The 11,841-nt window shown below is 34.8% G+C and carries 9 protein-coding genes and 1 pseudogene; 9 read left to right on the top strand and 1 reads right to left on the bottom strand.

Going from position 1 to position 11,841, the window contains the following annotated elements; all coding sequences use genetic code 11:
• The first annotated feature begins 4 nt into the window (after positions 1-4).
• From aglA to ACP5QL_RS01825, 5 genes are all read left to right on the top strand, one after another.
• Positions 5-1,405 (top strand): alpha-glucosidase AglA, encoded by a 1,401-nt coding sequence (gene aglA, locus ACP5QL_RS01845; RefSeq protein WP_273334395.1) that lies wholly within the window; start codon positions 5-7, stop codon positions 1,403-1,405.
• Positions 1,406-1,476: 71 nt separating this feature from the next.
• Positions 1,477-3,189 carry a ribulokinase gene (locus tag ACP5QL_RS01840; RefSeq protein WP_012584095.1) on the top strand — a complete coding sequence of 571 codons (1,713 nt, stop codon included), beginning with the start codon at positions 1,477-1,479 and terminating at the stop codon, positions 3,187-3,189.
• A gap of 101 nt (positions 3,190-3,290) precedes the next feature.
• Complete coding sequence (locus ACP5QL_RS01835; RefSeq protein WP_428125086.1) at positions 3,291-4,232, top strand: 2-hydroxyacyl-CoA dehydratase subunit D; 942 nt, start codon at positions 3,291-3,293, stop codon at positions 4,230-4,232.
• Positions 4,207-5,433 (top strand): 2-hydroxyacyl-CoA dehydratase family protein, encoded by a 1,227-nt coding sequence (locus ACP5QL_RS01830; RefSeq protein WP_272995511.1) that lies wholly within the window; start codon positions 4,207-4,209, stop codon positions 5,431-5,433. The genes ACP5QL_RS01835 and ACP5QL_RS01830 overlap by 26 nt, the downstream gene beginning before the upstream one ends.
• On the top strand, positions 5,430-6,215 hold the full coding sequence (locus tag ACP5QL_RS01825) for an acyl-CoA dehydratase activase (RefSeq protein WP_012584092.1): 786 nt from the start codon (positions 5,430-5,432) through the stop codon (positions 6,213-6,215). Before ACP5QL_RS01830 ends, ACP5QL_RS01825 begins: the two co-directional genes overlap by 4 nt.
• Before the next feature lie 4 nt (positions 6,216-6,219).
• On the opposite strand, the gene ACP5QL_RS01820 is transcribed toward ACP5QL_RS01825, so the two are convergent.
• Positions 6,220-7,230: a LacI family DNA-binding transcriptional regulator gene (locus ACP5QL_RS01820; RefSeq protein WP_012584091.1), complete on the bottom strand. Its 1,011-nt coding sequence runs from the start codon at positions 7,228-7,230 to the stop codon at positions 6,220-6,222.
• A gap of 391 nt (positions 7,231-7,621) precedes the next feature.
• On the opposite strand from ACP5QL_RS01820, the pseudogene ACP5QL_RS01815 reads away from it, so the two are divergent.
• The 4 genes and pseudogenes from ACP5QL_RS01815 to ACP5QL_RS01800 form a co-directional block, all read left to right on the top strand.
• Positions 7,622-8,443, top strand: a pseudogene (locus ACP5QL_RS01815) (carbohydrate ABC transporter permease); the annotation flags it as partial.
• Positions 8,444-8,447: 4 nt separating this feature from the next.
• The gene (locus tag ACP5QL_RS01810; protein WP_012584077.1) at positions 8,448-9,305 is read left to right on the top strand and encodes a carbohydrate ABC transporter permease; all 858 of its coding nucleotides are present in this window, start codon (positions 8,448-8,450) and stop codon (positions 9,303-9,305) included.
• Between the two features lie 30 nt (positions 9,306-9,335).
• On the top strand, positions 9,336-10,754 hold the full coding sequence (locus ACP5QL_RS01805) for an arabinan endo-1,5-alpha-L-arabinosidase (RefSeq protein ID WP_428125082.1): 1,419 nt from the start codon (positions 9,336-9,338) through the stop codon (positions 10,752-10,754).
• A 126-nt stretch (positions 10,755-10,880) separates the two neighbouring features.
• Entirely contained in the window at positions 10,881-11,840 is a 960-nt protein-coding gene (locus ACP5QL_RS01800; protein WP_012584075.1) for a hypothetical protein, read from the top strand.
• The last annotated feature ends 1 nt before the right edge of the window (position 11,841 follow it).

Here is an 11,841-nt window from a genome sequence, read left to right as displayed (position 1 = left end):
TCTTATGAAAATAGCTATTGTAGGAGCAGGAAGTATTAGGTTTTCTTTACAGATTATTGGGGATATTGCTAAAACGCCAAGATTAAATGGGACTTTAATATCCATGGTAGATGTACATGAAGAAAGGTTAAATGCCTCTTATATTCTTGCTAAAAAGTATATAGAAGAGCTTGAAGCTGACTTAAGATTTGAAAAGACAAAAAGTCTTGAAGAGGGGATTGAAGGAGCAGATTTTATTATAAATACTGCCCTTCCTTTTCCTCAAGGACACGAAGATGGATTTATAAAATATGATTTAATTACCCAAATTGGAGAAAAACATGGCTATTATAGGGGAATTGATAGTCAAGAATTAAATATGGTGTCTACTTATACTTATGGGCTTATTTCCTATTACGATTTAAAGCTTGCTCTTGATATAGCAAAAGCCATGAAAAAATATGCTCCATCTTCATGGTTACTTCAAACTGCAAATCCTGTGTTTGAGATTAGTCAGCTTTTGAACAGGTTAACTGATATAAAGGTGGTAGGTATATGTCATGGCTTTCATGGAGTATATGAAGTGTTCAATTCTTTAAGATTAGATCCGAAAGAGGTGGATTGGCAAGTTGCTGGTGTTAATCATGGGATCTTCTTGAACAGATTTTTATATAGGGGCAAAAATGCTTATCCTCTTCTTGACGAATGGATTGAAAAAGAGGCTCAAAATTGGGAACCTAAAAACCCATGGGATCTTCAAATGAGTCCTGCGGTAATAGATATGTATAAATTTTATGGGATGCTTCCTATAGGAGATACCTGTAGAAATGGTACTTGGAAATATAATTATAATCTTGAGACTAAGAAAAAGTGGTATGGAAAATTTGGGGGTATTGATAATGAGATAGAAAGACCTAAATTTCACGAAGAATTGAGGAAGGGTAGAAGAAAGATAATTGAACTCGCTAAAGAAGTGGAAAAAGATAAAAGTATAAAGCTCATGGATATATGGCCTGAGCTATTTAATAGAGATAAGTTAAGCGGTGAGCAACATGTACATTTTATAAATAGCATTACTGGCGGAGGTAATTCAAGATTAATACTAAATGTTCCTAATCGGGGTACTATCTCTGGAATTCCTGATGATGTAGTGGTGGAGATTCCTGTATGGGTAGATGAATCGGGAATAAAGCATGAAAAAATAGAGCCTGATCTTACTCATAGAATAAAAATCTTCTATTTAATACCAAGAATTTTAAGAATGGAATGGGCATTGGAGGGATTTATTTCCAAAGATGTAAAGGTTCTGGAAGAGATATTAATTAGAGATCCAAGAACTAGGTCTTATGAGCAAGTGCTTTCTGTTTTAGATGAGATCCTATCTCAGCCTTTTAATAAAGAGCTTAGAGATTACTTGAACTACTAATATTTTATTTTTGACTTATTTTTAGTAAAATTATTACTAAAAATTGAAGAATATTTTGGGGAGGTGCATATATGGGTAAATATGCTATTGGTTTAGATTATGGGACCAATTCTGTGAGGGCCCTTGTAGTAGATATAAGTAATGGAGAAGAATTAGGCACGTATGTTTATAATTATGAACATGGAGAAGATGGCGTAATTCTTGACCCTAAAAATCCTAATGTGGCAAGACAACATCCGGCAGATTATATAAAAGGTCTTGAGGTAACTATAGAAGGAGCATTAAGGGAGGCAGAGAAAAATAGTAAGGAGTTTAGTAGAAAGGATGTTATAGGGATAGGAATAGATACTACAGGAAGTACTCCTTTACCAATAGATAAGGATGGGGTTCCTCTTGCCTTTCATGAAGAATTTAAAGATAACATTAATGCTTTAGCGTGGCTTTGGAAGGATCACTCAAGTTATGAGGAAGCCGAGGAGATAACGAGACTGGCTAACGAGAAGGGATATCCTTATTTAAGGAAATACGGGGGTGTATATTCCTCAGAATGGTTCTTCTCCAAGATATTACATTGTTTAAGAGTAGATCCTAAGGTGTTTGATTCTGCATATACTTGGGTTGAGATATGTGATTATATACCAGCAGTTTTGACAGGAAAGACTAAACCTCATGAGATAAAAAGAAGTATATGTGCAGCAGGGCATAAAGCTATGTTCAATTTGGAATGGGGAGGATTGCCCAGTAAGGAATTTCTTTCTCAGTTAGATCCTAAGTTAGCAGATTTGAGGGATAGGCTATACGATAAGGCTTATACTTCTGATGTTCCTTTTGGATATATATCAGAGTATTATGCGGATAAATTTGGCTTAAATAAAGATGTAGTAGTAGCTGTAGGAGCTTTTGATGCTCACATGGGTGGAGTTGGAGCAGGAATTAAGCCTGGTGTGCTTGTGAAGGTTATAGGCACTTCTACTTGCGATATGATGGTGGTACCAAATACTGAGAAACTTCCTGACATACCTGGGCTTTGTGGAATAGTAGATGGTTCAATTCTTCCAGGATATTATGGGCTCGAGGCAGGGCAGTCTGCTGTAGGAGATATATTTAACTGGTTTGTGAAGTATTTAACTCCGAGGGAATATTTTGGAGAAGAGGGAAAAAACAAGGATTTGCATCAACTCTTAACAGAGAAGGCAGAGAAGCTAAAGACAGGAGAAAGCGGACTTCTTGCTTTGGATTGGAATAATGGAAATAGAACAGTACTTGTAGATGCAAAGTTAACTGGCCTTCTTATAGGACAAACCCTTCATACAAGACCAGAAGAGATCTACAGAGCGTTAATAGAAGCGACAGCTTTTGGAGCAAGAGTGATAATGGAAAGATTTGAAGAATATGGAGTGAAAGTCAATGAAGTTATAGCATGTGGTGGTATACCTGAAAAGAATCCTTTTATGATGCAGGTTTATGCTGATATATTAGGAAGGACAATAAAAATATCCTATTCTTCTCAAACGCCGGCTCTGGGAGCAGCTATTTTTGGAGCGGTAGCTGCGGGATATGAGAAAAGCGGGTATAGGAATGTGGAGGAAGCACAAAAGGCTATATGTAGAGTAAAGGATAAAGTATATTATCCAAGGCAAGAAGATAGTGAGATTTACAATAAACTTTATAAGTTATATAGGGAGCTTCATGATATTTTTGGAACCAAAGAAGCCTCTTATAATTTGTACCATGTGATGAAAGAATTGATTGAAATTAGAGATAAGGTTAAAGGAGTAAAGTAGTTTTTGTGATATAATCTTTCTCAATGGAGGAAATAGGAGAATATTTTGATTATTATTCATACTTAAAAGACAAGATTAATTCAGGGGGGTATGTAGGATATATGTGTTCCTATGTACCTCCCGAGATTATTTCCGCTTCAGGTTTTGAACCTCTTCCTATAATTTTTCCTCCTTTATATCCAGAAAGAACTGACGAGGTATATCCTAAATATTTCTGTCCATACATCAGAAATGTGAATGAATATATTTTAAGAAATGGTTTAAATTTGGAAAAGATCATTCTTACCGATGGTTGTGATTCCTCAAAGAGAATATATGAGTGTTGGAAAGAGTTAGGAGTTTCTAATAGTATTTATTTCTTAAGAATTCCCTTTAATAGTGATGAGAATTCTGTAAAATACTTTGCTACTGAACTTAAGGAACTTTTTAAAGACCTAAACGGTGGTATAGAAACGGAAAAGCTTGTTAAGACGATTGATTTTTACAACTCTTTAAGGGATAAGATTAGGAGAGATGGGTTAAATCCTTTATCTATATTTTCTCTTCTTACTGGAGAAGCCTATACTAACTTTGAGAATAATTATGATCATAACCCTCAAGTAAAAGTTTATTTACTCTCTTCTATGTTTCCTCTTGATTTTATTAAATACTTACATAGCTTAGGAGTTGAGGTTGCTTATATTGATTCCTGTTTTGGGGGGAATTTATTAGAAAGAGTTGAAAATTACCATAAAGATCCTTTTTATGTTATCTCCGAGTATTATCTTAAAAGAACTGCATGTGTTAGAAGTTTGGGGCAGGAAAAAAGGATTGAAAATATAAAAAGGTTGAAGGAAAATATTGATGGAGTTATTATTTATACTCTAAAATTCTGTGATCCTCTTATCTACCAATCAGCAAGATTGAGGGAGATTATTAAAACTTTGAATCTTCCAGTTCTTACAATTGAGGATGATTATACCTTAGGGAATAAAGGACAAATAAGAACAAGAGTTGAAGCTTTTGTGGAGATGATTTATGAGCGTAGAAAAGTTAGTTTATGAAAGACAAAATTTAATAAAAAGTTTTGTGGGTTCTTTTCCTGTCTATTTAGGGGCAAAGATCTTCATCAACGCGAAATACAAGGAAGACAAAGTTACAAAAATCTCCTACCTATATGCTTTAGATCTGATAAAGTACATATATGGTAAGAAGAGTAAAAAAGTTATGATAAATATTTTTACTCCCTCAGAGATATTCTATGCTTTAGATATATATCCCCTTCTTCCAGAAGTAGCATCAGGTTTTTTCTCTGCTCTTGGTTTATTAAGAAGAGCTCTTAATGAAAGCGAGGGAATTTTGGGAAATTCTGATGTATGTAGTGTACATAGAGGTATTTTGGGATTATCAAAATTAAAGGTTTTTCCTACTCCTGATTTCCTTGTAAGCTATACAAAGCCATGCTTTTCTCCCATATTTTCTTTTAGTCTCATAAAAGAATTGAATGGAGGAGAGATTTTTGTCATAGATTCTTTTGAAGATGAAGAGTATTTAGCTTCTCAAATTGAGAGGATATATTATGAACTTACTAAAAGGCTCGGGGTAAAAGATGGAATAGAAAGGCTTAAGAAAGTTATTATTTTGTCCAATGAGGCTTATAATTATTTTGAAGAAGTGAAAGAACTTAGAAGAGATTACGTAGTGATGGATGGTAAAAATTTTCTTGATTATGCTGGGATGATTTTTTCAGTTTTTGGCTCTAAGTATGGAGTTGAATTCTTTAAGACCCTAAGAGATGAGATAAAAAGTAGAATTCAAAAAGGTAAAATTATAGAACCAAAAGTAAGATTATACTGGATGCATCTTGGCCCCTATTTTAAGACAGACCTTTTTAAGTGGCTAAATGATAAAGGAGCGTACATTGTTTTTGAGGAATCTACATCGGTCTCTTGGGAAAGGCTTGATATTAATAACCCCTTTGAATCTCTTGCTAAAAAGCTAATAAATCTTAAAGCCTTCTCAAGTTTGGAGGATAGAATAAAGGTAGCATTAGAAAACGTAGAAAAATATAAAGCTCATGGGGTGATAATTTTCAATCAATGGGGATGTAGACAAGGTTCAGTACCTACTTATATAATTAGGCAAAAACTTGTAAGAGAGGGAGTTCCCTCTATTGTAATTGATGGAGACCTAGTAGATGAACTTAATTTTCCAAAAGAGCAGATTAAAACGAGAATAGAAGCCTTTTTAGAGGTGATATCATGAAGTATTTCTTAGGAGTAGATATTGGTTCAGCTACCACAAAGGTTGTTTTGCTTTCATCCAATGGGACAAAAGATAATATTTTGGGTTATGCTATAAGAGAAACAGGTTCTGATGGGAATAAAACTGCTTTGGATCTGATTGACGATTTGCTAAAAACTCATAATATCTCTTTAAAGGATATTAACAGTATTGTGGCTACAGGTTATGGAAGGATAAAAGTGGATTTTACTGACAAATCCAAAACTGAAATATCTTGTCATGCTAAAGGTATAAATTTTTTATTTCCAGATGCAAGAACAGTGATAGATATAGGTGGACAAGATAGTAAAGTGATAAAAATTGGTAAAAATGGTGCTGTACTTGATTTTGTAATGAATGACAAGTGTGCCGCAGGGACAGGACGCTTTTTGGAGATCATGTCTAAGGTACTTCAAGTTTCTTTTGATGAATTTGGAGAAATTCATCTTAAAACCTCAGATTACGTGGATATAACTAATATTTGTACTGTTTTTGCAGAATCTGAAATAATAACCCTAATTTCTGAGGGCGTACCTAAGGAAAAAATTATAAAAGGAATTAATTATTCGGTAGCTAAAAGAGCGGTTGCTCTTGTCAAGAGGGTAGGCATAGATCAGGAGGTAGTTATGAGTGGGGGAGTAGCAAAAAATATTGGAGTTGTAAAGGCATTAGAGGAGTTAATAGGAGTAAGTATAAAAACTCCCCATGAACCCCAAATAGTTGGGGCTTTAGGAGCTGCCCTTTTTGCTAAGGAATTATCATAAATTTTTATTTAATTGGTGCAGGGCCAGTGGATTTTCTAATGACAAGGTAAGTATGGATATAGGATACTGCTTTCTCTCCCTTTTCTATGGCTCTAAGTATTAGTTCTGCTGCTTTTGTTCCTACTTCTTGTTGAGGGAATACTACTGTGGTTAAAGAAGGATTTACATAAGATGCCATCATGATATCATCAAGACCTACAATGGATATATCTTCTGGAATTCTTAATCCTTGGTTTTGAGCCTCTCTTAAAGCACCAATTGCCATCATATCGTTAGATGCGAAAACTGCAGTAGGTCTTGGGTCAAGTTTTAAAATTTTTCTCATGGCCTCTTCACCACTTCTCATTTTGAAGTCGCCCTCAAAGATTCTATCCTCGGGTAAGTCAATATGATATCTCTTAAGAGCCATCTTAAAGGCTCTGAGTCTTGCTTGGGCTGTCTCTAAATCAAGGGGTCCCGTAATTATGGCGATATCTGTATGTCCTAAATTGACAAGGTGAGTGACAGCTTCGGATATTCCTGACTGGAAATCTACTAATAACCCGCTGACATCAAGACCCTCTATATTCCTGTCAAAGACTAACACAGGAATATTATACAGTTTAAGAAGTTCTATTACTGAGTCATCCAATCTGTTAGTCATTATTATTACACCATCTACGTTTCTGTCTATGAACCTTTTTATAGATGTACATCCAAGGTCAGGGTCATAATCAGTATTGCAAAGGAAGAGACTATAACCATGTTTTAATAAGACACTCTCCACTCCTATAACCACTGCTGGATAGAAGGGATTTGTAACATCACTTATTACAAGTCCTATAGTATAAGTCTTTTTTAGCTCTCTTTCTGGAGTATAGCCAAGTTCTTGAGCAATTTTTAAAATTTTTGTCTTTGTCTCAGGATTAAGAGATCCTTTGTTATTTAATGCAAAGGATACTGCTGATACAGATACCCCAGCAGCTTTTGCAATATCTTTTAATGTGACCTTTTTCTTTATATCTTCTCTCCTCATTACTATCACCTTTTGACATTAAGAGATTAAAATTTTACTTAAAATATACAATTATTTTAATTAGTAGTCAACAGTTTAAATTAGTCAACAGTTTAAACTTGACTTTAAAAGTAAGTAGTGTTATATTATTTAGTGAAGTTTTTACTAAAAAAATTAAGGGGGCGATAAGGAGTAAGGAGTTTTGTAAATCTTTTAAAGATCCTCTTGGGGTTTCCAAATTTTCTCAAAGGGGAGGGTTATTTATGAGAAAGTTTTTGGTTTTAGCTACCGTTTCTTTATTCCTATTATTAATTGTTGGGGGATATGCCCAAAAACAAGTAGTTTTAAATGTATTTTGACCCCACTATATGGCATATAGCTGGTATATGGGCAGAAAGGAATATAGGTATACCTTTTTATTGTAATACCTTTAATTACTAATATACAGATAAGTTTTCACAACTGGAATTTATTGGGACAAAAGGTTTATGTGGGACTGCAGAATTATATAAGAATATGGACTGATGATAGATTCTGGTTGGCGGTAAAGAATACAGTAATTTTTGCCATAATTAGCATACCTCTTACCATGGCTGTTGCTATGATTATCGCATTAATACTTAACCAAAAGGTATATGGCAAACTATGGCTTCTTGTTGCTTTTGTTTCACCTACCTTTTTTGGATCCGTAGGAATACTTACTACGTGGAAGTGGATATATGCATCCTATCCTACAGGTCTTGCAAATTATGCTTTATTGAAACTTGGTTTTTTAAAAGAGGCAATTTCTTGGTTTGAAACCCCTACAAGGGCTTGGGCTTGTATAATTATAACTACAGTTTGGTGGATTGTTGGGTTTAGCGTCCTCCTTTATTTAGGTGCCCTGCAGAGAATTCCTCCTGAACAATATGAGGCTGCAAAAGTGGATGGCGCTGGTCCTTGGAAGACTTTTTGGAATATTACTCTTCCATGGATGAGAAATGTACTCTTTTTTGATGTGGTCAGACAAGTATTACTTGCTTTTGGTTTATTTGATCAAGTATATTTCTTCACAGGTGGAGGACCCGCAGGGAGCACAAGAACTATGGTGTATTACTTATATTTAGTGGGATTCACAAGACAGGAATTAGGCCAAGCTGCTGCTATATCATGGTATATCTTTGCAATAGTTTTAATTTTTGCTTTGCTTCAGTTGATTTTATTAACAAGGACAGTGAGGAGTGCAGAGGAGTGATATTATGCGATATATAAAGAATTGGAAACAATTTCAGAGAGTCCTAATATCAATTTTTTTGTGGATTATAGCTGCTATTTGGTATATTCCTATTTTTTGGATGCTTTCTACTTCTCTAAAATCCACTCAAATAGCGATTACAGAAGATCCTCCAAGGTTAATTCCTAAGGAACCTACTCTTGAAAATTATAAGACTGTTTTTTCAGCGGCAAGTGGTATAAGTGTTATGAGAGGTATAATAAATAGTATCATTGTAGCTGTTGTCTCTACTATTTTAGGATTAGTAATAGCCACCCCTGCAGCATATGCTTTGTCTCGTCTTAATTTTAAAGGTAGGAATGCTATATTTTGGAGCTATGTAGCAATTTTGGCTTTTCCAGGGGTTTTGTTTTTAGTTCCTCAATATTTCATAATACATAGACTTGGGCTCATGGATAATTTTCTTGCTCTGATTTTACCTGGATTAGGGAGTACCTTTGGAGTATTTCTTCTTAGGCAATACATGTTGGGAATTCCAAGGGAATTAGAAGATGCTGCTTGGATTGATGGGTGTTCCCGTTTAAGATTTTTAATAACAGTGGTTATACCATATGTGAAGCCCGCTCTTACTACCTTAGCGTTAATGTCATTTTTAGGATCGTGGAATAGTTTTTTGTGGCCATTGTTGGTTATGAATTCTCCAGAGAAATTAACCTTACCTATAGCCTTAGTTAGATTTAGTGCTGGGTGGGGAGATCCTTTTAGAGGGATTGGCCCATTAATGGCGGGAGCTTTTATATCTGTTTTGCCTACTCTTATAATTTTTGTGGTCTTTCATAAATATTTGATGCAAGGTATATCTTTAAGTGTTGGAGAGAAATAAGATTTAGTGTTTTATAAAGAGGTGTAAAATATGCGAGTGATTAATTTAGGATTGTTTATTGTTGCTATATCATTTTTAATGCTCCTTGTTGGAAGCTATTCTCAAGGCATTATTTATCCTAAGGAGCCCCCTAAAATTGAGCTTATGGATGCATCTATAGTTAATGATGAAAGTAAATGGAGTATCAATAATGTTCATGATCCATCTATAATTAAAGCAAGTAATGGATGGTATTATATCTACTCTACTGATGTGAAGGCTTATGGTATTCCAAGACCAGGGATACAAATAAGAAAGTCTAAGGATCTGATTAATTGGCAATTTGTGGGCTATGTATTTAATGACGATAAATATGTCTTCAAGGGTATACCTCCGCAAGCTTTTGAGTGGGGTAAGGCTTCTACTCTCTGGGCTCCTGATGTTAAGTTTATGAACAATAAATATTATCTTTACTATTCTGCTTCTACTTTTGGAAAAAACCAATCATATATTGGTTTGGCTACAGCTAATAATCCTGAAGGTCCTTGGAAAGATGAGGGTGAAGTAATAAAGACAAGACAGGGAGATCCTGTCAATGCTATTGATCCGTGTCTTGTGTTTGACGAAAATGGGGAACCTTGGCTTTCCTATGGCTCTTTTTGGAGTGGTATTTATATAATTAGGATTGATAAAAAAACTGGAAAGCCAGCTGAAAAGGGGTTTGGAGTAAATATTGCAAGGAGAAAAGGAACCGTTGCTGGCGCTGTTGAGGGATCTTATATAATTTATAATCCTAAGTTTAAGAAATATTATCTCTTTGTGTCATATGATTCTTTGTTTTCAGATTATAACGTAAGAGTAGGAAGAGCTGATAAAATAACAGGACCCTATGTGGATTATAATGGAAATCCTCTAACAGATTTGACTTTGCCTCCTGAGGAGGTTGGAACTAAAATTCTTGGAGGGTATAAATTTGAAAATGACAATGGCTGGATTGCCCCTGGACATAATTCGGTTTTAAATGATGGAGATAACTGGTATATAGTACATCATGCAAGGCCAGCTCTCAATAAAAATTGGATGTATTTGCATATAAGAAGGATGTTATGGACAAATGATGGGTGGCCTGTGGTTTCTCCAGAAAGGTATGCGGGAGAAATTATTCAAGAAGTACCTCAAGAATTAGTGATAGGAACCTGGGAAAGAATTGTTTTGGACCCTTATGACAAGGTTCAATCTCAATCAAAGAGACTTATATTACAAAAGGATGGGACGTTTGTTTTTGGAGATAGAAAAGGTACATGGGAATTTACTTCTCCTAATAATTTAAGCCTTATTTGGAGAGATTCCAATGAAAAAGAAAATCTCCTGGTTTTGGCTTCTTGGGATTGGGAAAATTGGAGGCCTACTCTTGTTTTCACAGGTTTGAATTCAAGGGGTATTGCTATCTGGGGAAAGAAGATAGAGTAAATTTGTGAATTTATAAATTTTATTGGGGAGCCATGATCATTAGTTTTTATTGATTATGGCTCCCTTTTTGATTTGGTATAATATTATATGTTGTTCAATGCTTTGAGATTTGAGGAGGATAGTTTTATGAATGTGAAAGAGATATATGAAATGTTTATTGATTTGGGGATGAAGAATGATCCGAGGGGTTGGGATAAGGTTCAAGAGATTTTGGAGAGAGCTAAGAAAGATTATGAGAAGTTAAGTGATAAAGAAAAGGAAAAATTTGATTTAGAGAAATTAAGAAATCCATATACTGATACAAGAATATTAAATGGTGATCCTAATAAAGAGGTAAAAAGGGTACTTGTGGGGATAGATATTGATACTTCTGAAATTTTGCTTGCAAAAGAGTTAGGAAGAAATGGAAAAGAAATAGACCTTGTTATATCTCATCATCCTGCAGGTTATGCTTATGCTAATTTCTATGATGTGATGCATCTTCAGGAAGATCTACTTGCAAAGTTAGGAGTTCCAATAAATTATGCTGAGGGTGTTTTATACCCCAGAATTTTAGAAGTTGAGAGAAAAGTAATGCCTGCAAATCATAATAAGAGTGTCGATGCAGCAAGACTTCTTAATATACCCTTTATGTGTTGTCATACTCCAGCGGACAATTGTGTTGCTACTTATCTTCAAAAGCTTTTTGACACAAAAGCTCCTTATAATTTACAGGAGATATTAGAACTTCTAGAGGATATACCAGAGTATAAAGAAGCAACCAAAAGGAATAATCCTCCTAAAATACTTGTGGGAAATCCTAAAAATAGGGCTGGTAAAATATTTGTAGACATGACTGGTGGAACGGAAGGACCCGTAGAAGCTATATCTAAGCTTGCAGAAATAGGAGTTGGTACTATAGTAGGAATGCATATGAGTGAAGAGCATCGTAAAGAGGCAGAGAAACATCATATTAATGTGGTCATTGCAGGACACATGGCTTCTGATTCTCTTGGTATGAATATTCTTTTAGATAATCTTGAAAAAAGTGGAATTGAGATATTAAATTGTTCTGGATTTATAAGGATCTCCAGATTAAAGGGGTAAT

Source organism: Dictyoglomus sp., from assembly GCF_049968615.1.
In the GTDB taxonomy this organism is placed as follows: Bacteria; Dictyoglomota; Dictyoglomia; order Dictyoglomales; family Dictyoglomaceae; genus Dictyoglomus; species Dictyoglomus turgidum.
The sequence above is the reverse complement of the archived record's forward strand: the minus strand, read 5'-3'. Positions and strand labels throughout refer to the sequence as shown.